The sequence below is a fragment of the Leptothoe sp. PORK10 BA2 genome (assembly GCF_034932105.1).
GTDB lineage: Bacteria > Cyanobacteriota > Cyanobacteriia > Phormidesmidales > Phormidesmidaceae > Leptothoe.
The window spans coordinates 40,686-62,662 of the sequence record NZ_JAYGIG010000119.1 but is presented as its reverse complement, the minus strand read 5'-3'; the positions used below and the strand labels follow the sequence as shown (position 1 = coordinate 62,662).

The window sequence follows — 21,977 nt, the reverse complement described above, 5'->3', positions numbered from 1 at the left end:
TAGGAGCGCCGATGAAACTAGCCAATCCATTGCAGTATCCCCTGGCGGTACTGGCAGGGGGCGTTTTTCTGGTAGGGGGAGTGCGGCTGGGGGGTCTGCCTAGCGTGGTGGCCATCCCCGGTGCGGTTGCGATCGCAACCGCAGGAGCCGCCGTCCTCAAGTCCCGCGCACCTGACACCGTTGAACTCGCCAATAAAGTCATCAACCGTGAATTTCAGCAGGTGCGCCAGCAGGCAGTGGCCCTGGGAACGCGGGCCGATGAGCTGAATGCAGAAGCCACTAAGCTACTAACGGCCAGCGAGCAGATAGAGCTGTTGGGGGTGGTGCAGTATGCTTGCGATCGCACCCAAGAACTGCCCCAAAAAATCGACCAGCTGGCCCTGCGCATGGCAGGCAACGACGCCCTCTTGTCCGTTAATGACCTAGAGAGCCAGCTCAAACAAGCCGAAATCAAAGTCCGCAACAGCAAAGGCGTCGCCCAAGAACAATGGGGCAAACTCGCCAACAGTCTGAAGCGCAATATCGCCCTGGCCAAGCAAGGCGAAGATGCCCGTCAGGCCCAGCTAGCCAACCTATCCACCCTAATTGCCGAATCCGGCGGGGTGCTGCAACAGCTACAAAACAAACTGCGCACCGCCGATCTCACCAGCGAGATAGCCGCCGATGAACTGCGAGAACTCAGCGACGAATTCAAGGGTTTCCAAGAAAATGTCGATGTATTGATTGCCTAATGACCGCTCCAATGTCGGTGGGGGCATTGCATGCAATGCCCCCACGGGAAACCCCAAAAATGCCCATTGTCCAGTGGACCGTGCCCACCCTCCGATTGCCGATTGACCTACCCATTCCCCATGTCTAAACCCATTATCTCCCTTGCCATCATCGCCGCCGCCGCCGGTCTCGCCTACGCTCCCCTCCCCGGCGTCAACCAATCCATCACCATCGTCAGCGGCAGCGAACTCCAGGAGCCCCTCCAGCTGCTAGAGACCCGCTTTGAGCAACAAAACCCATCGGTACAAATTAACCTTGAATTTCAAGGCTCCCAAGATATCGTCAACAAATTTATCGACGACAAAAATGACTTCAAACCCACGGTCCTAATTCCCGCCAACAGCCAGCTGCTGGACGAGCTCAACCAGCGCTGGCAGGCCCAGTATGGTGACGAGCCCTTTTACGAAACACCCCAACCCATTGCCAAAACCATGCTAGTGGCTGTTTCCTGGCCCGAGCGGGCCAAGGCCCTATTCCCCGGTGGAGAGTTTCAGTGGCAGCGGGTAGAAGATGCCATGGCCAGTGGCAACTGGGGCAAAATTGGTGGCAATGCCGCCTGGGGTAGCTTTGACTTCATCACCACCGACCCCACCCGCTCCAACAGCGGTCAGCTCACCCTGAGTCTGTGGTCCCAGGCCGAGGCCAACAGTAACAACTTGAATACTAGCGACTTTAGCAAAGACAATGTTCAAGCCCTATTTGGGCTGGTGAAACGCTCGGTGTATCAGCCCCCCCGCTCCACTGATACGTTGTTACAAGAGTTCATTACCCGTGGCCCCAACGATGCTGACATTGCCACGGTCTATGAGAGTGTGGCCCTCCACCGTTGGGAGCAGTCCAGTGCAACCCAAGGCCAGCCCTACCAAATTCTTTACCTAGATCCCACCATTGAGACCGTCTCCACCGCCGCCATTGTGCGCCGTGACATCAGCGGCGGCGAAGCCAAAGCCGCGCGGGGGTTTATTGATTTCTTGATGGCCCCAGAACAGCAAGCTGTCTTTGTCCAACACGGCTTTCGTCCCATGAATGCCCAAGTTGATCTAGCCTCAGTCCCCAACAGCCCCTGGAGTAAAAATATTCCTGGAGCTATGACCGACCCTAAGGGACAGATCAGTCCTCCCCCCGATCGGAATGTGGTAGAAGAAGTTGTTCGTCAGTGGCAACGGGCGAACTAATCGCCGGAAAAATAAACAATGGTTCTCTGTCGTGGTGTGTCCAGTCGTGCTCGGTGCCATCACGCCAAACCTTCGGTAAGCCCCTGCCCTGGGGAATCATGGCGATAGTTTTTCCCTGACTACCGCGATACTCGGTCCGAGGCGTCTCTAAGATCAGGCGTGATTGGTTAGTAACAGCTTTTTGAAAAGTCAGAAAACTACTATGGGTTCGGGGTTCCCCTATCTCCAACACAAACCCGCGATCAAATGGATGGACGGCCACCCAAACTGGGTCACAGTCCAAAAACGTAATGGTATCCATCGGTTGTTCAACACAACTATCAGGAAAATCAATACTCGGTGATTCCGTTCCATACCAAATCAACAGATTTTCGTACTGGGCTATAACATGGGGCTGCTCAGCATTCACCTGAAACTGATCAATACCGCTGCCGTTCACTCCATGCAAACTAAATCCATTCCAATCACCGCCAGTCCCCTGGGCGAGGCTACCGAGCTGATAAACCTGGCCAATGTACAACGTTTCATAAAAGGCAGGGCCATAGCGGTCGGGTTTCCAGTTTTCGTAGTGGGGGTGGGTACGTTGTAGTTCCATGGGTTTAGAGAATCGACGCTGTGCGATCGCAACCACATCCTCAGGGGGTAAATAATCACTGGTCAGGGCATAGATCCAATCCCGCTCAACCTCTTTAGGGGCCGGGGCATCACCAAAATATAGCCAGAAAAACTGAGCCGCCCCATCCCCATAGGTCCGTTTAGACGGCCCAGTCCAAACACCGCGCCAATACTTGATAGCCGCTGAACGGTATAGCCAGTCCAGTGCATCCTGGGCCAACTGTTTCACCTCAGGATCCTGGGCAAAGTCATATAGGTTGAGATAGGCCGCCGTGGTATGCCCGTGGTATACCGGACTATCCCATTCCCCCATGCCAATATCCAGCAGCGTGGAAACATAGCGTTCCAGGTGTTGCTTATAAATTAACCGGGTGGCTTCGTTGCCGGTCTCCTCCGCCATCAGGTACACCGATGTATCGCGCATGGCCCTTAGATTGTCCGTGTTCCGACAATCCACCGGAGTATCACAGTCATCCGTAGATCGGGCCCAAAACTTGCGGGGTGGGTCAGCTTTACGCGTCAGCGGATCGGTGACAGTAAACCCATACATGGCCTCCCACATCCGCTGCCGATAGGCCGGGTCAAGCTGGTCCCCAAAGTAAAAATACTTGCGCATCTGGCCCTTCAGGGTAAACCCTGAGAGCAGATCGATCCCCTGGGTTTCAGCCGATTGGGCATCAATTTGTTGCAAAAAGTCAAGAGCCGATGCCTGTTGTCCCCACAGCACATCGGCCATAGCCAAGGGATACGAGTTTTTTTCATACTCATAGGCAATACTGCCATAGGTTGGCACCGCCGCCAGCTGCAGCAAGGCCAACTGTGCCCTCAGCTGAAACATCAAAATCCACCAGAGTTCTTGCATGGGTTACCTCGGCACCTATGCCTTACCCTAGCTCAGTGCAGACTCAGATCTTGTTTGAATTTCCCCAAAGACGTGGTTGAGATGCTCTACTTTACCGCTGTCCGAAAGCGCACATAACCATAGGCATCATTCACCACATTTCCAGCAGAGCTAGCGTTGGTGATGTTGCCAAAATCTACCACCACCACCCCATTTATATTAGACCTCTTGCATAATACCCACATTCCGCCCTTCTAAGTGGCACAAAGCTAATTAATGACGAAGCCAATGGATTACAGTCTCTAAAGAGGCATAGATTCTCAATAGCTAGGCACTATTGAGAATAATCTAAAAATAGTTCAAGAGAACTATTAAGGCATTCAAAGTCTCTATGTAAAAGGCTTTCAGATTTAATGCCTGATTGTGACAGTTGGGAGTGCGGAATGTTGGATAGAAAAAACGAAATTGAAGCTGTTTTAGCAGTTTCAATTTCGTTTTGTTTTTGATTAATTTTAGTTGTTGTTAAGCTGTTTCTGATATATTAGTCAACTTCAAAAGGTGGAAAACTCACAATATAGCGATAGCCATTGGTCTGGGATCCTTGAATAGTAATTTCGCCATCGTGGACAGCGGTAAGTTGTTGACTCAGGAGCAATCCTAGTTCTTGCCAGTCATCAGTTTCTACAAGTTCGTTGTGTGACTGGTCACGATTGACGGATCCCCCCCAATCTTCCATGACTTCAAAACCATAGGATGGCTCTGGAGCAGGTGCTGGCGGGAGTAAATCATTTTTCCGCCCCCAGGCAATGACTGTTTGAGGCAAATCTTCCCCCAGCCATGGGTTAGAGACCCACACAGCTAAGTTGAGACGCTCATCTTTGCGAGAGACATGGAGGCGCACCATACTGCCACCGGTGGATGCTTTTGAAATACTGAAGATGAGATAGTAGAGCAGTTGTTTAATGATGCTCTTGTCCAGCACCCATATCCGTGAACCTGGCTCTACCGTTAGATTAAAGCTGAGGTCTTTCTGGTTAGATCTGGCCTCTATCGGATGCAAGCTCTGTTGAGCCAGCATTTCAATATCTACAGGTTTAAGGAGTAACTCATAGGGTTGATGCTCAATCGAGCCCAACTCCATGATCTCGTTAGTTAAAGACAGTAGATTCTGACTGCTATGTAAAACAATGTTGGCGTATTCTTGCTGTTTCTCGGTTAGGGGACCATAAATTTCACGGCTTAGCATACTGGCCATGCCAGTGATAGCGGTTAGGGGATTACGTAAATCTTGGGTGAGCCGTGAGATTAATCCTATGCGGAGAGTATCGATTCTACTTTGACTTGTTTTCTCCGCAGGGGTGATGGAATTATTGTCAGCTGTTTTCTGTTGGATTTTTCCATTTTTTAACCAACATTGCTTTTCATATTCACTCATGGCCCAGCGAGCATTGAGTTCGAGTAGGACCAGATCCTGCTGAGTATATTGGCGCGGCATAATATCCATCACCTCTAGGGTGCCTATGCAGCATCTCTCAGCAGTCATTAGGGGGACACCCAAATAGGCCTGTACGCCATACTTTTGCACCAATAGGCTTTGGCTAAAGGCTGGATGCTGGGCCACATCTGCGAGCATGAGCGACTGTCCACTATCGACCACATGAATGCCAAAGGATTCGAGCTTGGGCAGTTCACGGGTAGCGGCCAACTGATTCATCAAGCCCAAGCTGGATAACCCCATGGTGGCCTTAAAAATCTGGTTATGTTTGTCAAACACGCTGACTAGGCAAATGGGGGCAGCAAGCAGTCGAGAGACACTTTGGGCGGCCTCTTCAAAGACAGGGATTGGTTCTGAGTTGGTTAAACTGAGCTGTTCTAGAGCACTGATACGCCTTTGTTCACGGGCCATGGGCGGCGTTCCATCCAGCGGACATGTCGGACGCGGCCCCATGGAGATAGTTGGCTGAGTATTCGTGCCAGTTGGAGTAACACCGTAGTGCATTGCGATATTGCTAAAAAAGTGGGTTTCGTGCCTCCATCATTCCCGAAACAGTATAGGGACTAAACGATGGAGCATTTATGGAGCATTGGGTTAGAGTGGTATAGCCTGTCTGGAAACTTACCCCCAGGCGTTGAACCTGTTGATGTCAACATTGTTTGGACGTTTACTATGCAGCCTGCCCTAGCCATCGGTGCTCTTTTGCAAAATCGATACCGCATTGTCCGATTACTGGGTCAGGGCGGGTTTGGGCGTACCTACCTGACCAAAGACCAAGGGCGCTTTGATGAGGAGTGCGTGATCAAAGAATTTATGCCCACAACGGGCGGCGATCGCTTCTCTAGTAAAGCGGCTGAGCTATTTCAACGAGAAGCTGAAATTCTGTACCAGATTAGTCATCCTCAGATTCCGCAGTTTCGGGCCACTTTTGAGCAAGACCAACGCCTATTTTTGGTGCAAGACCATATTGAGGGGCTAACCTACCGAGAAATTCTCCAACAGCGTCCGGGGCAGGCCTTTTCGGAAACTGAAATTCGGGCTTTTTTGGGGCAGCTATTGCCGGTTTTAGCCCATATTCATGCAACGGGCATTATTCATCGAGACATTAGCCCTGACAATATTATTTTGCGCCGTAGCGATCAAAGACCCGTGCTGATTGACTTTGGTGTGGTAAAAGAGGTGGTGACTCGGCTCCAGACTAGTACCACGACTGTGCAGGCAACCACGGTGGGTAAGGCAGGATATGCCCCCAGCGAACAGCTGCAGTCAGGGCGAGCTTACCCCAGCAGTGACCTCTATGCCTTGGCGGTGACCTGTTTGGTATTACTGACGGGGAAAGAACCCCATGAACTGTTTGATGATGCGACTCTGAGCTGGCAATGGCGGCCGTTTGTGCAGGTCAGCGATCAGCTGGCGGCGGTGCTAGACAAAGCCCTGAGCTATCGTCCCACGGATCGTTATCAGTCAGTCAGTGAAATGCTCCAGGCATTGCAGGGGAGGGGGCCCACCCCTAGCAGCCCTGGGCAAAATCCGACGGTGACGAGGGCACCACAACCGCTACCGATTTCTGAAATGCGGACGGTGGCGGTCAGTAGCCCAATGGATAGCTCTAGCACACAACTTAGGACTACCTCTGGGCATGGCCCCATGGGAACAGTGGGCGCTGACGGAACAGGGCGATCAGGCACCCGCCCGGCTGGGGCTAAAACCCAGGTGGTGACATCGTCCAAACGGCAGCAGGGGGCATTGGATAATCCATTGGTCTTGACAGCCATGTTTGTGGGGGCAACGACCTTAGCCGGAGTGGGGGGCTGGGCTACGGTGAATTATGTCTTGAAGCCAGAACCACCTGCCCAGGAAAATCAAGTGCAACGGCTACCACTGCCGGAGGAGTTGGACTCTACCAAAAACCCAGGGAATAAACAGCCTGATGCCTCTCAACCTAAGCCCTTGGAACCGGATGGCCCCACCAACTATGTCTCTGACATCGAGCTAGTGGTGGGTGAGCAGAAAACCGTTGAGGGAGAGATTCGGCAAGGCGACACCGTTGACTACGCGTTTGAGGGGAAAGCGGGACAAACCCTGAGTACATCCTTAGAAGGGGAGGGGGTGGTTCTGTCGGTGCTAGATCCTGAGGGCAAGCCATTAAGCGGGGGTCAGCAGGTGTTGGATTGGCAGGGGGAACTGCCCGAGGATGGCCGCTATAGTGTGCAGGTGGAGACTACCCGCGACACAGAGGAGGGAACCTATGGGCTGGGGCTATCCCTAGCCGCAGCGGGCACTGGTAGTCCTGAGGAGGATACCGATATCCCCTTGTCACCGGAGGAGGACGGCAGTGATAGCGGGGATACCGGGGCAGAGCAGGATGGTAGTGGGTCTGGGGACGGTGAATCGGATGGTGGGTCACCCGATGATGTGCAGGAACAGGTTTCTTCTCAGCGGGTGCTATTTCCTGAAGGGCAAACGGGGACGTTGTTAGCGAACTCGGTGGGACCTGGCCGAGTGCAGAAGTATGTGGTGAATGCCCAACAGGGACAGATTATTACGGTGAAAATTACCCAGGCTAGTGGCCCAGTCACCTTTGATGTGTCATTTCCAGGAGGAGAACCGATTGCGGATGCGGAAGGGGTGCTGTATTGGAACAGCTATTTACCTTTGGGGGGTGATTATGAGGTAGATGTGCGGTCGAGCAGTGCGGCGGAGTTTACCTTGGATGTGCAAATTGTGGGTCAGGGAAATCCTTAGGTTGTCTAGGGATTTCCATATTTTAGAAAAGGAAAAATTCGTAGGGTGGGCAAGGCCCACTATTGGCTAAATAGTGAGTGGATTATTAATTGCGGCGACGGATACGGATTGTGGTAAGACGGTATTGACCTGTGCTCTGATGGCCTATTGGCGACAGTATTGCGCTTCCCGGCGGTTGGGGGTACTGAAACCAATCCAGTCGGGGCGGGGAGATCGGGAATTATTTCAACAATTATTTGATTTGGAACAGTCCTTGGAGGAGCTAAACCCGGTGTTTTACCAGGCTCCTTTGGCTCCGCCGATTGCGGCGGCGTTGGAGCATAGGACGGTGGATTTGGCTCCTGCCTGGCACCGATATGTCACGTTAGGTCAGCAATGTGACTGGGTGCTGGTGGAAGGTCTGGGGGGGCTGGGGTCACCGGTGACGGATGAGATGACGGTGGCGGATCTGGCGGCGGACTGGCGGCTGCCAGTGGTGCTGGTGGTGCCGGTGAAGTTGGGTGCGATCGCAAACGCCGTAGCCAATGTCGCCCTGGCCCGTCAACACCAGCTCCAGCTCCAAGGCATCGTCCTCAACTGCTCCACCCCCGACGCCGAAAAAAACTTGGAGCACCTAGCCCCACCGGCCATGCTTAGTAACCTCACCCGCATCCCCATCCTGGGAGTGCTGCCCTACTTTAAAGATCCCACGGACTTAGAGCAGCTTAGCTCTGCCGCGCGTCAGCTCACCCTGGAGGCCATCATGCCCGCAGCATTTTGGGTGGCCTGAAAATAGGTTTATAGGATTGGTTTATAGGATTACGGTTTATAACAGTAACTGTAACGGTTGTGTCTGCTAAGGTCCTATGGTTTCTACGTTGCCCCTCAATACGCAAATCTCCAAAACACCGCCCCAGGTGCGGGCCCAGATTCAAACCCTACAATCCCAGCTAGTGCAATGGCGGCGTTACCTCCACCAGCGTCCCGAACTAAGTTTCGCAGAAAATCTCACCGCTGACTTTATCACCCAACAACTCACCCAATGGGGCATTGCCCACCAGACCGGCATTGCCAAAACAGGCATTGTCGCCACGGTTGAAGGCAGCAGCCCAGGGCCAGTTCTGGCCATCCGAGCCGACATGGACGCCCTACCCATCCAAGAACTGAACCAGGTGCCTTACCGGTCATTGCATGACGGCAAAATGCACGCCTGCGGCCACGACGGCCATGTCACCATTGCCCTGGGCACAGCCCATTATCTGTCCCAACATCGCGACACCTTCGCTGGCACCGTGAAATTCATTTTTCAACCGGCGGAGGAAGGCCCTGGCGGCGCTAAGCCCATGATCGAAGCCGGGGTGCTCAGCCACCCCGAAGTAGACGCCATCATTGGCCTCCACATCTGGAATAACCTCCCCCTGGGGACGGTGGGGGTGCGCAGTGGCCCCCTGATGGCCGCCACCGAGTATTTCCACTGCACCATTCAGGGGCGCGGTGGGCACGGCGCATTGCCCCACCAAACCATCGACTCCATTGTGGTGGGGGCCCAGGTGGTCAACGCCCTACAAACCATTGTGGCCCGCAACATTAGCCCGATCGAATCAGCCGTTGTCACCGTGGGGGAGTTTCAAGCAGGGACAGCGGTGAATGTAATTGCCAACACGGCCCGTCTGAGCGGTACCGTACGCTACTTTAACCCAGACTATCGAGACCTCTTACCCGAGCGCATGGAGGCCATTATTGCCGGACTGTGCCAGGCCCATGGAGCCAGCTACCAGTTTGACTATGAACGGCTCTACCCCCCGGTGATTAATGATCCAACCATCACAGAATTGGTTAGATCCGTTGCCAGCTCTGTGATTGAAACCCCAGCTGGAGTGGTGCCCGAATGCCAAACCATGGGGGGTGAAGACATGTCCTTCTTTTTGCAGGAAAAACCCGGCTGTTATTTCTTTTTAGGCTCGGCGAACCCCGAATTAAACCTGGACTATCCCCACCATCACCCTCGGTTTGATTTTGACGAAACCGTCCTGGGCACTGGGGTAGAAATATTTGTGCGATGCGTTGAGCAATTTTGCCAGAAAAAGTAAGGAGGCTGTGCTGTGCCCACCATGGGAATAACCGGACCAAAGCAGGCATGGAACATTAATGAAAACCATCGACCAGGTGCAGGCAGAACAACCAACCCAGGAAGATCAATGTTGGCGCGGCAGCCTCGATCTTCAATTTGCCAAAATCAACGGAAAAACCTTTCCTAAAAGAGCCTACAGCACAGCTCCCCTGCGAATTCAGCGACCGTTTTATCCAGCCGCAGCCCCCAACAACTGCCAGAGTGTCATTGTGCACACCGCTGGGGGCATGGTGGGGGGCGATCAGCTGGATATAGCCATCACCGCTGAGACCGACACCCAGGCATTGATCACCACCGCCGCCGCCCACAAGGTGTATCGCACCGAAGATAACTGGGCGGAGCAAACGATTCGAATGACGGTGGAGCCGGGAGCCTATGTGGAATGGCTACCCCAGGAGCTAATTTTGTTCAACGGGGGGCGGTTTCGCCAAACCGTTAGGGTCGAGCTGGAACCGAGTGGGGTGTGGATTGGGTGGGATGTTACCCGGTTTGGCCGCAGTGCCAGGGGGGAAACCCTGACCCAGGGGCATTGGCGATCGCAAACCGAAATCTGGCAGCAAGGCACACCGCTATGGATCGATCGGCAACAGCTCACAGGGGGCACTGAAGTCCTACACAGCTACCATGGATTAGCCGGATACCCTGTGGTGGGCACATTCCTGTTGTTGGGACAAGCCATGGCCTCCGAACACATCACGGCCATCAGAACCCTCATCGAGACCCAAGGCCCCACCCCAGGGGAGTTAGGGGTTACCCAGCTAGAGCAAGGCCTAGTGGTTCGCTACCGAGGCCCCTCTAGTCAAATGGCTCGGCAGTACTTTATGCATATTTGGCAATATCTACGAACGGAGACATTAGGTAAAAAGGCCTATATACCCAGGGTTTGGGGAGTCTAGGTCAGGGGGGTGAGCAGACTTTCCAAGGTCTTGGGGAGTGAGCGATCCAGGGAAGGAGACTCGTCCCGAGCATTTCTTGGTTTAATATCTCTGTTGTGGTCAGTTTCCTCCCCCTCCTATGCAACTCACTCCCCAAGAAAAAGATAAGCTACTGATTTTTACCGCTGCCCTAGTGGCCGAACGCCGTAAGGAGCGAGGCGTGAAACTCAACCACCCAGAAGCCGTTGCCTACATTTCTGCCGCCATTTTGGAAGGGGCACGGGATGGCCGTACGGTGGCGGATCTCATGAGCTACGGGACCACGCTACTGGGTCGAGATGACGTGATGGATGGCATTGCCGAAATGATTCACGAAGTACAGGTGGAGGCGACGTTCCCAGATGGGACTAAGCTAGTTACCGTACATAACCCCATTCAGTAGGAAAGGTTGCATGCAACATCCGCACAGCCAAAATTCGATTGTGTAGACGTATTGCCTAGATATTTTTATGGTTGAGTCGGATAGTTCTGATGGTTCTGTAAGGGCTGGTGGCGATCTGCAGGATGGCAATCTCCAGGATATTGATCTAGATCTGGTCAGTCGTACCCTTGTGCTTGAGGCGGTAGCTGAGGCCCTCGATCGCTATGCCTTACCCCAGGCGGCCGCCAAGGCCCAGGCAGATATTCGTCAGCGGCTGAACGGGGGCGGCTATGGCGACATCGTCAGCGGCTATCAGTTAGCAGAAACCCTCACCACTCAGTTACAAACCCTGACCGAAGATCGCAGTATGCGGGTGTACTTTAGCCCCACACCGCTGCCAGAACTGAGTGCCGACACGCCCCCAACGGCTGAGGAGCTAGCCTATCAAGCGCAGCAGAGCCAGCGCCGTAACTTCGATATTAACCGGGTGGAACGGTTGGCAGGGAACCTAGGTTTTTTGCAACTATATGGGTTTGAACCACCCGAGTTTGCCGGGGACACCCTAGCCGCAGCCATGACCTGCATCGCCCATACCCAAGGGCTAATTATTGATCTGCGATACAACCGGGGAGGGTCGCCGGGCATGGTGGCACTACTCTGTAGCTATTTGCTGCCCGCCTATCCAGCGGTACACCTAAGCGATGTGAACTGGCCCGCAGAAAACCGGACCCAGCAAAGCTGGACCATCCCCCATGTGGGTGGCCCCCGCTATTTGGATCGTCCTATTTATCTGTTGATCGGACCAGAAACAGCAACGGCGGCGGAGGAATTTGCTTATACCCTCAAACAGCTCAAACGGGCCACCTTAATTGGTGAAACAACGGCTGGCAAGGCCAACCCAGGGGCCGGACAGCGACTCCACGATCATTTCTGGATGTTCTTGCCTATGGGACAAGTGGTTAACCCGGTGACGGGTGCTAACTGGGAAGGCAGCGGCGTGCTACCGGACTTTAAGGTACCGGTGGAGCTAGCCTTGAAAGTCGCCCACTATATGGGACTGACCGACTTGAAAAAACACTCCCAATCCCTAGATCAGGAATTAGGGGCAGCCTTGGCAACGGTGAAAAACCAGCTGGATCAAATGCAGCAGGATTTAATTAGTCAACTTGGAGGATTGCGATAATGTCCGATAGCTCAACTAGTCAAACTATTATTCCTGGGGAACTGTTACCCGCAGACGGCGACATTGAGCTGAATGCCGGTCGCCCCACAGTCACATTGACGGTGGCCAACGGTGGCGATCGACCGATTCAGGTGGGTTCCCATTTTCACTTCTATGAAGTGAATGATGCCCTCCAATTTGAACGGGACCAGGCGAAGGGGATGCGGCTGGATATCCCAGCAGGGACAGCGGTCAGATTTGAACCGGGGGATGAGCGTTCTGTTACGTTGGTGACCCTAGCTGGATCACGCCAAGTCTATGGCTTTAACCAACGCATCGAAGGGAGTTTGTAAAGCTGCTGAGAAATCGGCAACGTGCCGGATGGCAAAGCAACAAAAGATTGATTATGACTGATATGGGGTTTAACCGCTTGAATCAGGAAAGGAACGCCTGGATAGCAGTTATTTACTGATTTGCTCTGTTGTGAAAATAGGGCATAAGCCAACGGCGGCTCACGGGAGCATGTCAACTGAAAATGCATTCTGAGATTAACTGACATTGACTATGTTGCGACTACACCATTTTGCTGCGATCGCTTGCCTACAAGGGACTCTGCTGTTAGGTCATGTACCAGCACTGGGTCAAACCTCTGGGAATGGTTCAGCAGAGGCAGCTCTGCCTGCGGCCATCAGCCCTGACATGGCAGGTATTGTGGATCTGGCTGACACAGATCTATCCCTGGGCGTAGGTTATCTCTCTCCAAAGGCGCGTTCAGGTCAAAATGCGAGTTGGCTATCCTCGGTGGAACTGCCCCTTTATAGTCAACCCGGTGGTGACCATTGGGGTTGGATTTGGCAGGGCTGGCTGATTCCCAACGGTCAACAAGCCTTTGCCATTGGCCGTGACGCTCGTTTTACCATGGTCAGTGTGGATTCCTCCCTGCTGGCGTTTCCGATCCTGGAAGCCCGTGAGGATGGCTGGTTGCAAGTGCAGTATACCGACGGTGGCAGTGCCTGGATTCATCGCAATCAGCTGGAGGATCGCGGTCTGGCACTAGCGTTTTATCCCTGGGAAGACCGGTTAGCAGAAGCTGAAATGCTGTCTCTGCGCAATGAGGAGGATACCCAAGTGTTGCGATCGCAACCCGAACGGGGCCGCAATGTCCTTAGCCTGGTCAGCCCCAACAGTCTGATCGAACCCCTAGAGATCCAAGACGACTGGATCCGCGTCCGCATCACCCGCCCGACCAATGGCTGTGAGCCCCTAGCCGGTGCCAGCGAAGAAGAAGGCTGGCTACGTTGGAAAGACACCGATGGCGAGGTGTTAATGTTGCCCAGCCGGGAAGCCTGTGCGGGGTAGCAGGGCGATGCAACAGGACACCTCGTTCTCAGCTTGGGCAAAGGTCCAGCTTGGGCTAGGTGCATCCTGAGCTAATTATTTAAAATGTTCGCGATATATCCATCGGCGTTCCTGAGCTAGCGTAAGCTATCCAATGGCTTTGCTTTTTACCCCCCTACGCTAGGAGACCCCGATGAGCTACCGCATGGATCGCCGCGCCTATGCTGAAACCTATGGCCCCACAGTGGGTGACCGGGTTCGATTAGCAGATACCGCCCTGGTGATTGAAGTGGAGCAGGACTTTACCACCTACGGGGATGAAGTCAAGTTTGGCGGTGGCAAGGTCATCCGTGACGGCATGGGACAGTCCCCCATCACTCGCGCCGACGGTGCCGTGGATATGGTCATTACCAACGCCCTAATTTTGGACTGGTGGGGCATCGTCAAAGCGGACATCGGCATCAAGGATGGCCGCATTGCCAAAATTGGGAAAGCAGGCAACCCTTATATTCAGGACAATGTAGACATCATCATCGGCCCCGCCACCGAAGCCGTAGCAGGGGAGGGCATGATCGTCACCGCTGGGGGCATTGACTCCCACATTCACTTCATCTGCCCCCAGCAGATCGATACCGCCATTGCCAGCGGTGTGACCACCATGATCGGTGGCGGCACCGGGCCAGCCACCGGCACCAACGCCACCACCTGCACCCCCGGTGCTTGGAACATCCACCGCATGCTGCAGTCAGCAGATGCATTTCCCATGAACCTAGGCTTTATGGGAAAAGGCAACAGCGCCCAGCCCAACGGCCTGATCGAACAGATACAGGCTGGAGCCATGGGCCTTAAACTCCACGAAGACTGGGGCACCACCCCCGGCACCATCGACACCTGCCTGGGCGTCGCCGACACCTTTGACGTGCAGGTAGCCATCCACACCGACACCCTCAACGAAGCTGGCTTTGTGGAAGATACCATCGCCGCCTTTAAGCATCGGGTGATTCACACCTACCACACCGAAGGGGCTGGGGGGGGCCACGCCCCGGACATTATCAAAGTGTGCGGTGAAGCCAACGTGCTGCCCTCATCCACCAACCCCACCCGCCCCTACACCCGTAATACCCTGGATGAGCACCTGGATATGCTGATGGTGTGTCATCACCTCAGCCCCAGCATTCCTGAAGATGTAGCCTTTGCCGAGTCCCGCATTCGTCGGGAAACCATCGCCGCCGAAGATATTTTGCACGACCTAGGGGCCTTTAGCATGATCGCCTCCGACTCCCAGGCCATGGGCCGGGTGGGGGAAGTGGTAATCCGCACCTGGCAGACCGCCCACAAAATGAAGGTGCAGCGCGGTGCCCTAGCAGAAGATTCTGATCGCAACGACAACCATCGAGCCAAGCGCTATGTGGCCAAGTACACCATCAACCCAGCCATTACCCACGGCATCGGCCATGAGGTAGGCTCCCTCGAAGAGGGCAAGCTGGCGGATATTTGCCTGTGGAAGCCCGCATTCTTTGGAGTAAAACCCGAGCTGGTCATTAAGGGTGGGGTCATTGCCTGGGCCCAGATGGGCGACCCCAATGCCAGTATTCCAACGCCACAGCCGGTGCATATGCGCCCCATGTTTGGAGCTTTTGGTGGAGCCATTGCTAGTACATCACTGACGTTTGTGTCCCAGGCGGCGATGGCAGCTGACATTGCGACTCAAATTGGTCTACAGAAAAGGGTAGTAGCTGTCAGAGGCTGCCGTGACCTGAGTAAAGCAGACATGAAGCTCAACGACTACTTACCAGCCATGGAAGTAGACCCTGAAACCTATGAAGTACGAGCAGATGGGCAATTACTCACCTGTGAACCAGCAGAGGTGCTCCCCATGGCCCAGCGCTATTTCCTATTTTAGGAAAAGATGCATCAGCCTTAGCCAATCCACCAGGAACAACTTCGTCGAGTTGTTGGTCGAGTTGTGGCTGGTCGAGTTGTTGTTTGCCATTGCAACCATAACAAGATAAATTACGCGATTGGATTGCAAGGCACTTCCCAACAGATTTTTCTGTCGGTTTTCACACTATACGCTTCTCTAAGATGCAAGACTTTTATGGACTGCTGTTAGAGAATAGTATCTCTTTAGGAGTAGCTATCAGCCTAGGGATGTAGTAGGCTCACACATGGTGACAGATGTCCGTCACCGCTTGTGACCATTAATCTCTAATCTCTAGCCGTTTTTTGGGATTTCCAATGATGATGTCTGCTATCAAAAGCCTAGGATCCTTCAGCTTAGTGACTACTCTGCTATTGCTAGTGGTGGACCCTAGTTTTGCCCAAACCCTGACACCGGAAGCGGTGGTTGCCCAAAGGCGCGATGATAATGAGCGCATCAACTACTTTGGCGTTGGTGGCACCATTGGAGTATCCGATGATGGCGACACAGAATTAGGAGATGGCGGGTTTTCCCTAGTCGGTCGGTTTTCATTGACCGACAGCTTATCCATTCATTCAGCATCGGTGCTGGGGGGAGATAACTTTGCATCATTTGCCCTCACTACCGGATTTCCTAAGACACAGAATGTTGACCAGTTTAGGGTTCATCCCTTTATCGGTGCGGGCGTCGGTGTGGAGTTCGATGAATTTGAATTGAGCCCCTTGGTGACAGCTGGGGTAGATGTACCGATTAATGACCTCATTACAGGCACAGCTCGGGTCAATGCAGCCTTTAATGACGGCACAGACATCGGTGTAGTCCTGGGTGTTGGCGTCGATGTGCTAAGTCTATTTTAGCGCCACCCCTAGGGACGTCCCATGACCACCTTTCAATACACGAGCCTGATCGCGGCAGCACCCGAAACCGTCTGGCGCTTCCACGAACGACCCGATATTCTTGATCTCCTCACCCCCCCCTGGCAACCCGTTGAGGCCGTCCGTCGAGAAGGCGGCCTCGGCCCTGGAGCTCTCAGCGAGTTTCGCCTGTGGCTTGGGCCTATTCCCATTACCTGGATAGCCCGCCACACCGACGAATACGAACCCAACCGACTTTTTACCGACATTCAAGCAAGTGGTCCGCTAGATGCCTGGACCCATCGCCATCGGTTTTTACCCGAGGGTAATCAGACACGACTGACGGACGATATTACCTTTACCCTACCGATGGCATGGGTCAGTGAGCCGATGATTAGCGGGTTTGTACTCCAACGACTAAACGATATGTTTGAGTATCGCCATCGGGTAACGCAGGAAGCCTGTAGCCAAGGTTAGGCAATCTCCGTCGGGGGATCCTGCTGCTCTGCCAGCTGCTGGAGCTGTGCCCGCATAACCTGCTCCAGCATGGTTCTCGGCACCTCAACGCCCTGGCCCTGACCCTTTTCCTGCATAAAAATAATGCTATCTACTTGCTTCATGGATAGGAGTTGAAATAGTAAATGGGTACTCGGATGGGGCAACGCCATCATCTGGGGATTGTCTGCCTGACCTACTGCCGCCGCCGCTAAGGAAGGGTAGGCATAGACCACCGTCTTCGTTGCTTGCGGATCTTGGCGACCGCGTAGGGTGGTTATCACCCAACCCTGCCCTAGGGATTGGACGACATAATATATTTCCTGCGGCAGCTGTTCTGCAATTTCCTTTAGTAGCGGAGCTACCAGCAAAACTGCCTGACCTATGCTCTGATCCGGAGCATCATCAATCAAAATTTGAATTTGTTTTTCAATATCCATCCGACTTTTTTGATAGTTTCGTGAAAATTACTGACTTTTGTTAGAACGGGCGGAAAACTGTCTATGCTCAGGTGAGGTATTGCCTGGGACGAGCACGTTCTAATGACTCCGCTGCTAATGCTTGAGGAAACATCTACAACACTTGAAAAAGCACTGAATACCGACGTTTTACAGTTGCTAAAGCAAGTGACCAGGACCGCCGAAAGAAGCTGTCAGACTGTGGCCGAGCGCATCTGTAGCGAATCGCTTCGTATTTGTACAGAAAGTCAACGCATTCAAGACTCCGGAGATGTAAAAAGTTGGGCATTTAACCTAGCTCACCATCGAGTTGACCAGTGCAGTCGCTATTACAAACTTAGCTCTGAACGGGGTCGGATCGAACTGCATAGTACCCTCAGTGCTATTATCTATCGCTACATTTCGGTCCCTTATACCCAAACCAGCTATCAGGCCCGCCTTTCACTCATTGAAGATTTTCTACAAAATTTCTATAGCGAAGCCATCAACGCCTTTCGCCGGGAAAACCAGCTGCCAGCTGAGTATAAGCCCCGTACGGCCCTAGAACTGGCAGAATACATGGCGTTCACCGAGCGATACGGCAAACGTCGCATTCCCTTGCGACGGGGCCGTAGCCAGCAGTTGATTATTTTACGAGCCCAAACCTTTTCTAAACAGCAACCCCCAGAAACCGCTGTAGATATTGAGCAAGCTACCGAGGCTGCCAATGACAATGAACAAAGCTGGAAAAATGCCCCTGTCCAACGGCTGCGGGAAGAGATCCTACTTCAGTCGGACATCCAGCCGGAGGATAACCTACGGGATCGGGTGGTGGATGAGCTGATGGTCTACCTCAAGGATAAAAAGCAAGAGGACTGCGCCGACTACTTTAGTTTGCGCCTAATGGATCTGCCCGCCAACGAAATTGAAGAACTGCTAGGGCTGACATCCAGAGAAAGGGACTACCTACAACAGCGTTTTAAGTACCATCTGCTCCGCTTTGCCCTCACCCATCACTGGGAACTGGTGCATGAATGGCTGGGCATTGAGTTAGAAAAAAACTTAGGACTCACACCTCAACAGTGGGATCACTTACAGGCCAAAATGGACCAAAGTCAGGCCAAGCTGCTGCAGCTCAAGCAGCAGGGGCTTTCCGATACGGATATATCTCAATCCCTGGGTCTGAGCTTGACACAGATTAGAAAACATTGGTCTAAATTGCTTGAACAAGCGTGGGAGTTACGTAACCTGTCAGTAGGTTAGCGATCTGCCAATGGATCGTCGTTTTTTATGCAGCCAACTGAGCTATTTTTTTTACACATCGGCTTTATTATCCGGATCAGGGACATTCAACCATGAATAGTGAGTCAGAAAATTTGAAACGCTTATTACTAGAGTTTTTAACTTTTGACCGCTCGGCATCCCCTAAATCAGGGAGGGAGCCTACCCCATCGACAGGATCCAACCCATCAGCAGTTTGTGCATCTGAAGTCGGATCTGACACTGTGCCATTTGATTTTTTATTTGAAACGGGTCAGTCGTTTAACTTCGGAGATAAAACCACTGTGCAAGATCGTTTCCACACACTTTTAAAGCACCGATTCCAAACGGAATTTGCTAACCGCCCCCCGCTGTTTCCTTGGGAAGCTGAGGTGCGTGAATATCCAGCTGAGATATCCATGCCTGCCTATGCTCAACCTATCAGCCGTCTGTGGCTTGAAAACCCACTCCGGTTTAGTATCTCAAGCAAACTGCCGGAGACAGTTCTGCAAGCTTTGTTAGACCGCTGCCAAAATATGGCCCAGTCTACGCAAAAGCAGGGCGTCAAACTCGTGCAGATTGTTGAGGCCCTTTTCCCAGACTCATTAGACGCTCTAGAGCCCATTGCCAATATTGTCCTCACTCCGGCTTACCGATCTGGGTCAGCCTTAGCCGAGGCAACCCTACAGGAAGTTGAAAACCTTGCAGGTGGTTATGACCAGGCCACACCAGAGCAGCAAATCGCCTTGACCATGTTGGCATCGATGGAAATCATGTCGGCACTCGCGTTAACGGTATCGACGGCAGAGCCCACCATTAGCCGCGACTGGGTCACACCCCAGGGCGTGGTTCATGTGGATGTGAACTATACGGGTGCAGTCTTGATTATCAATGCAACCATGCCGACTGGCGGCAGTATCCAACTGGTGGGTGCTGATGCAGATAGTCAATCATCTCGCCCAGAGGCAGGCATCCTAACACTGGCGCAAACGGCTCCGGTGATTGGTGGGGCTTACTCCTTGGAAGTTTCCTTGGATGATGATGATCAACGACCGCTGCGATTTTCATTGATGGTGGTAGAACCATCTGCGAATTAGGCCAGCTAGGATAGAACCACGCCAATTTTCGGTTTTTTCGTGCGTCTACTAGTATGGCTACTCCTATTTCTACCCTGAATACTCCGCCCCGAGGTTTGTTCTCACGATGGCGGCAGCGGTCATCGACCCTGCCGCCATCGGTGTCTGAAGATTCTATTTGGCTGCGGGTGCTAGTGCAGTGTTTGGTAACGGTGGGGATTGGTAGTCTCAGTGTCGCAGCCCTGGGGGTAACTGATACGTCCTTGTGGAATCTGTTGGCGATTCCCCTCAGTGGGGCAGGGGCCTATTGGAGTTGGCGCAGCCGTCGCCGTCGGAATATTGCGGCTAAGTTTTTGATTGCCCTGGGTATGTTGGTAGCCCTGGCATTTTTTCTGGGCCGGATGTTGCAGGTGCCTGGCGACACGCGGATTGTACTGGCGGAGCTATTGATCCATTTGCAGGTACTCCATAGCTTTGACCTGCCGCGTCGTAAGGACTTGGGTTATTCCATGATGATTGGGTTTGTGCTGATGGGGGTGGCCGCTACCATCAGCCAAACTTTAATGTTTGGCCCGTTTTTGCTTTTATTTTTTTTGCTGGCCTTGCCAGTGCTGGTGCTGGATTATCGCTCTCGGCTGGGGCTCCTAGATTGGCGGCGGGTATCGACGGGCTTACCCTTGAGACAGCTGGGGGGTATTGTGGCGATTGTCCTTTCCTTAGGTATGGCGATATTTATTGCCATGCCTAGATTGCCGGGGTATCAGCTCCAGACATTTCCGGCCAGCGGTAGCGTGGATGTGACTGGGGATGTGACAGAGCGACAGATTTTTAATCCAGGTTATGTCAGTCGAGGGAATAACGGCGATGACCCTGCACAGGGCAATGGTGACGGTGGGAATGGCAGTCCGGAAACAGGCCCTGGCCGCATCAGTACTGATTTTTATTACGGGTTTAATCGGCGGATTAATCAAAATCTGAGGGGGGAGCTGGAACCGCAGGTGGTGATGCGGGTGCGATCGCAACAAGCCGGTTTTTGGCGGGTTATGGCCTTTGATGAATATACGGGCCAAGGATGGAATGTGTCCCGCGGGGAAAACCTGATCGATCTGGGTCGTACGCCCTTGTCTTCTCGGTTTTTACCCGTTGGCCCCCAGAGCATTGGGCCAACCCAGGAAGTGGTGCAAACCTACACCATGGTGCAGGACTTTCAGAATCTGGTGCCGGTGCTGTATTGGCCAGAAGCGGTTTATTTTCCAGCTGAGGAGCTAGCCATGGACCCTGAGGGAGCGTTGCGCCCATCCGGTCTTTTGCCCGAAGGTCTGACCTATACGGTGGTTTCCCAAGTGCCGTTGCGCAATGGGGAGCGGTTAAACCAGAGTCGAACGGATTATGCAGACTCCATTCGCAAGCATTATTTACAAATGCCAGACGAGATTCGCGATCGCATCCGCACTGAAACTGAACGCTGGTTAGCCACCTCTGAAACGCCCCTCAACACCCCCTACGAAAAAGCCACATTCCTGACCCAGGTCCTGCAGGAGAACTACACCATTGAAAAGGATCTGCCCTATTTCGAAGAGGGTGAAGATCTGGTCAGTACTTTTTTGTTTAAGTATCAAGGGGGCACTCGAGATCAGTTTTCCACCGTGCTGACTATCATGCTCCGCTCCGTTGGCATTCCAGCTCGACTGGCCACCGGCTTTGGACCCGGGCAGTTTAATCCCTTCACTGGGTTTTATATTGTTCGCAATACTGACGCCTATGCCCAAACTGAGGTCTATTTTCCAGGAGAGGGCTGGTTTTACTTCAACCCCATTCCCAATAGTCTGTTGTTCTCCCCCGAAGACGATGGGGCCAACCCGTTTAGTGTGCTGCGCCAACTATGGGAATTTTTAGAGGGGGCGTTACCTACCCCTGTTATCCGGGTGATCCAGCGTGGGTTCCAACTCCTGGTCATGGTGCTGGGCATACTGCTGCGATTTTTATCCCGGTTTAATGGCCAGGGCTGGCTCAGTGTCATTTGGTGGGCCGTGGGCCTGACGGGACTTGGCTTTTTGGGCTGGCTCGGTTGGCAGGGCTGGCAACGGTGGCGGCGTAGTCTCCGGTTGAGACGTCTAGCCCCCGCCGAGCAGATTTACCAGCAGATGTTGTGGCTGCTACACCAGCAGGGTTATGGCAAACGGGCTAGCCAAACGCCGTTGGAATATGCGGTGGGTTTACAACGGCGGGAGGACTTTAGCCAGGCTAATTTGGTGCGTCAAATGGTCGATCGCTATGTGAGTTGGCGCTATGGTGGGCAGCCGTTGGATGTGGACGATTTGCAGAGAGATTTACAAACCTTGAAACGGTCTGGACGATAGAGTTAACCAGGGTGGGGATGGCTCTA

The 21,977-nt window shown here is 53.3% G+C and carries 20 protein-coding genes; 17 read left to right on the top strand and 3 right to left on the bottom strand.

What is annotated here, in order from left to right; genetic code table 11:
- Window positions 1-11 precede the first annotated feature (11 nt).
- From VB741_RS18050 to VB741_RS18040, 3 genes are read left to right on the top strand one after another with little or no spacing between them, the layout of a single operon-like run.
- Window positions 12-731 (top strand): hypothetical protein, encoded by a 720-nt coding sequence (locus VB741_RS18050; protein ID WP_323366586.1) that lies wholly within the window; start codon window positions 12-14, stop codon window positions 729-731.
- Complete coding sequence (locus VB741_RS18045; protein ID WP_323366585.1) at window positions 731-859, top strand: hypothetical protein; 129 nt, start codon at window positions 731-733, stop codon at window positions 857-859. Before VB741_RS18050 ends, VB741_RS18045 begins: the two co-directional genes overlap by 1 nt.
- Complete coding sequence (locus VB741_RS18040; RefSeq protein WP_323366584.1) at window positions 852-1,946, top strand: substrate-binding domain-containing protein; 1,095 nt, start codon at window positions 852-854, stop codon at window positions 1,944-1,946. Before VB741_RS18045 ends, VB741_RS18040 begins: the two co-directional genes overlap by 8 nt.
- On the opposite strand, the gene VB741_RS18035 is transcribed toward VB741_RS18040, so the two are convergent.
- Complete coding sequence (locus tag VB741_RS18035) at window positions 1,882-3,423, bottom strand: hypothetical protein (protein WP_323366583.1); 1,542 nt, start codon at window positions 3,421-3,423, stop codon at window positions 1,882-1,884. The genes VB741_RS18040 and VB741_RS18035 overlap by 65 nt on opposite strands.
- A 520-nt stretch (window positions 3,424-3,943) precedes the next feature.
- Window positions 3,944-5,401 (bottom strand): GAF domain-containing sensor histidine kinase, encoded by a 1,458-nt coding sequence (locus tag VB741_RS18030; protein ID WP_323366582.1) that lies wholly within the window; start codon window positions 5,399-5,401, stop codon window positions 3,944-3,946.
- Window positions 5,402-5,467: 66 nt separating this feature from the next.
- Between VB741_RS18030 and VB741_RS18025 the strand changes: the two genes are divergently transcribed.
- From VB741_RS18025 to VB741_RS17975, 11 genes are all read left to right on the top strand, one after another.
- The gene (locus VB741_RS18025) at window positions 5,468-7,642 is read left to right on the top strand and encodes a serine/threonine-protein kinase (protein WP_323366581.1); all 2,175 of its coding nucleotides are present in this window, start codon (window positions 5,468-5,470) and stop codon (window positions 7,640-7,642) included.
- A gap of 73 nt (window positions 7,643-7,715) precedes the next feature.
- Complete coding sequence (gene bioD, locus VB741_RS18020; RefSeq protein ID WP_323366580.1) at window positions 7,716-8,411, top strand: dethiobiotin synthase; 696 nt, start codon at window positions 7,716-7,718, stop codon at window positions 8,409-8,411.
- 76 nt (window positions 8,412-8,487) lie between these two features.
- Window positions 8,488-9,711, top strand: a complete 1,224-nt coding sequence (locus tag VB741_RS18015) for a M20 metallopeptidase family protein (RefSeq protein WP_323366579.1) — start codon at window positions 8,488-8,490, stop codon at window positions 9,709-9,711.
- A 58-nt stretch (window positions 9,712-9,769) separates the two neighbouring features.
- Window positions 9,770-10,648 (top strand): urease accessory protein UreD, encoded by an 879-nt coding sequence (locus VB741_RS18010; protein ID WP_323366578.1) that lies wholly within the window; start codon window positions 9,770-9,772, stop codon window positions 10,646-10,648.
- 118 nt (window positions 10,649-10,766) lie between these two features.
- Window positions 10,767-11,069, top strand: coding sequence for an urease subunit gamma (locus VB741_RS18005; RefSeq protein ID WP_323366577.1), 303 nt, complete (start codon window positions 10,767-10,769; stop codon window positions 11,067-11,069).
- A gap of 67 nt (window positions 11,070-11,136) precedes the next feature.
- A complete protein-coding gene (locus tag VB741_RS18000; protein ID WP_323366576.1) occupies window positions 11,137-12,231 on the top strand; it encodes a S41 family peptidase in 1,095 nt (364 codons plus the stop codon).
- A 26-nt stretch (window positions 12,232-12,257) separates the two neighbouring features.
- A complete protein-coding gene (locus tag VB741_RS17995) occupies window positions 12,258-12,563 on the top strand; it encodes an urease subunit beta (protein WP_442786392.1) in 306 nt (101 codons plus the stop codon).
- Window positions 12,564-12,774: 211 nt separating this feature from the next.
- On the top strand, window positions 12,775-13,569 hold the full coding sequence (locus VB741_RS17990) for a hypothetical protein (RefSeq protein ID WP_323366574.1): 795 nt from the start codon (window positions 12,775-12,777) through the stop codon (window positions 13,567-13,569).
- 172 nt (window positions 13,570-13,741) lie between these two features.
- Window positions 13,742-15,451, top strand: coding sequence for an urease subunit alpha (gene ureC, locus VB741_RS17985; protein WP_323366573.1), 1,710 nt, complete (start codon window positions 13,742-13,744; stop codon window positions 15,449-15,451).
- A 377-nt stretch (window positions 15,452-15,828) separates the two neighbouring features.
- Entirely contained in the window at window positions 15,829-16,326 is a 498-nt protein-coding gene (locus VB741_RS17980) for a hypothetical protein (protein ID WP_323366572.1), read from the top strand.
- Between the two features lie 21 nt (window positions 16,327-16,347).
- Window positions 16,348-16,800 carry an SRPBCC family protein gene (locus VB741_RS17975; RefSeq protein ID WP_323366571.1) on the top strand — a complete coding sequence of 151 codons (453 nt, stop codon included), beginning with the start codon at window positions 16,348-16,350 and terminating at the stop codon, window positions 16,798-16,800.
- Here the strand turns inward: VB741_RS17975 and VB741_RS17970 are convergent.
- Window positions 16,797-17,258 (bottom strand): hypothetical protein, encoded by a 462-nt coding sequence (locus tag VB741_RS17970; RefSeq protein ID WP_323366570.1) that lies wholly within the window; start codon window positions 17,256-17,258, stop codon window positions 16,797-16,799. The genes VB741_RS17975 and VB741_RS17970 overlap by 4 nt on opposite strands.
- A 117-nt stretch (window positions 17,259-17,375) precedes the next feature.
- Between VB741_RS17970 and hetZ the strand changes: the two genes are divergently transcribed.
- From hetZ to VB741_RS17955, 3 genes are all read left to right on the top strand, one after another.
- The gene (gene hetZ, locus VB741_RS17965) at window positions 17,376-18,518 is read left to right on the top strand and encodes a heterocyst differentiation protein HetZ (protein ID WP_442786391.1); all 1,143 of its coding nucleotides are present in this window, start codon (window positions 17,376-17,378) and stop codon (window positions 18,516-18,518) included.
- A gap of 242 nt (window positions 18,519-18,760) precedes the next feature.
- Window positions 18,761-19,612, top strand: coding sequence for a hypothetical protein (locus VB741_RS17960; protein WP_323366568.1), 852 nt, complete (start codon window positions 18,761-18,763; stop codon window positions 19,610-19,612).
- 53 nt (window positions 19,613-19,665) lie between these two features.
- Window positions 19,666-21,951, top strand: a complete 2,286-nt coding sequence (locus VB741_RS17955) for a DUF3488 and transglutaminase-like domain-containing protein (protein WP_323366567.1) — start codon at window positions 19,666-19,668, stop codon at window positions 21,949-21,951.
- Window positions 21,952-21,977 lie beyond the last annotated feature (26 nt).

Bases quoted from the DNA above. Each gene is read 5' to 3' on its own strand.
- VB741_RS18050 (WP_323366586.1), top strand. From the start codon at position 12: ATGAAACTAGCCAATCCATTGCAGTATCCCCTGGCGGTACTGGCAGGG.
- VB741_RS18045 (WP_323366585.1), top strand. From the start codon at position 731: ATGACCGCTCCAATGTCGGTGGGGGCATTGCATGCAATGCCCCCACGG.
- VB741_RS18040 (WP_323366584.1), top strand. From the start codon at position 852: ATGTCTAAACCCATTATCTCCCTTGCCATCATCGCCGCCGCCGCCGGT.
- VB741_RS18035 (WP_323366583.1), bottom strand. From the start codon at position 3,423: ATGCAAGAACTCTGGTGGATTTTGATGTTTCAGCTGAGGGCACAGTTG.
- VB741_RS18030 (WP_323366582.1), bottom strand. From the start codon at position 5,401: ATGCACTACGGTGTTACTCCAACTGGCACGAATACTCAGCCAACTATC.
- VB741_RS18025 (WP_323366581.1), top strand. From the start codon at position 5,468: ATGGAGCATTTATGGAGCATTGGGTTAGAGTGGTATAGCCTGTCTGGA.
- VB741_RS18015 (WP_323366579.1), top strand. From the start codon at position 8,488: ATGGTTTCTACGTTGCCCCTCAATACGCAAATCTCCAAAACACCGCCC.
- VB741_RS18010 (WP_323366578.1), top strand. From the start codon at position 9,770: ATGAAAACCATCGACCAGGTGCAGGCAGAACAACCAACCCAGGAAGAT.
- VB741_RS18005 (WP_323366577.1), top strand. From the start codon at position 10,767: ATGCAACTCACTCCCCAAGAAAAAGATAAGCTACTGATTTTTACCGCT.
- VB741_RS18000 (WP_323366576.1), top strand. From the start codon at position 11,137: ATGGTTGAGTCGGATAGTTCTGATGGTTCTGTAAGGGCTGGTGGCGAT.
- VB741_RS17990 (WP_323366574.1), top strand. From the start codon at position 12,775: ATGTTGCGACTACACCATTTTGCTGCGATCGCTTGCCTACAAGGGACT.
- ureC (WP_323366573.1), top strand. From the start codon at position 13,742: ATGAGCTACCGCATGGATCGCCGCGCCTATGCTGAAACCTATGGCCCC.
- VB741_RS17975 (WP_323366571.1), top strand. From the start codon at position 16,348: ATGACCACCTTTCAATACACGAGCCTGATCGCGGCAGCACCCGAAACC.
- VB741_RS17970 (WP_323366570.1), bottom strand. From the start codon at position 17,258: ATGGATATTGAAAAACAAATTCAAATTTTGATTGATGATGCTCCGGAT.
- hetZ (WP_442786391.1), top strand. From the start codon at position 17,376: ATGCTTGAGGAAACATCTACAACACTTGAAAAAGCACTGAATACCGAC.
- VB741_RS17955 (WP_323366567.1), top strand. From the start codon at position 19,666: ATGGCTACTCCTATTTCTACCCTGAATACTCCGCCCCGAGGTTTGTTC.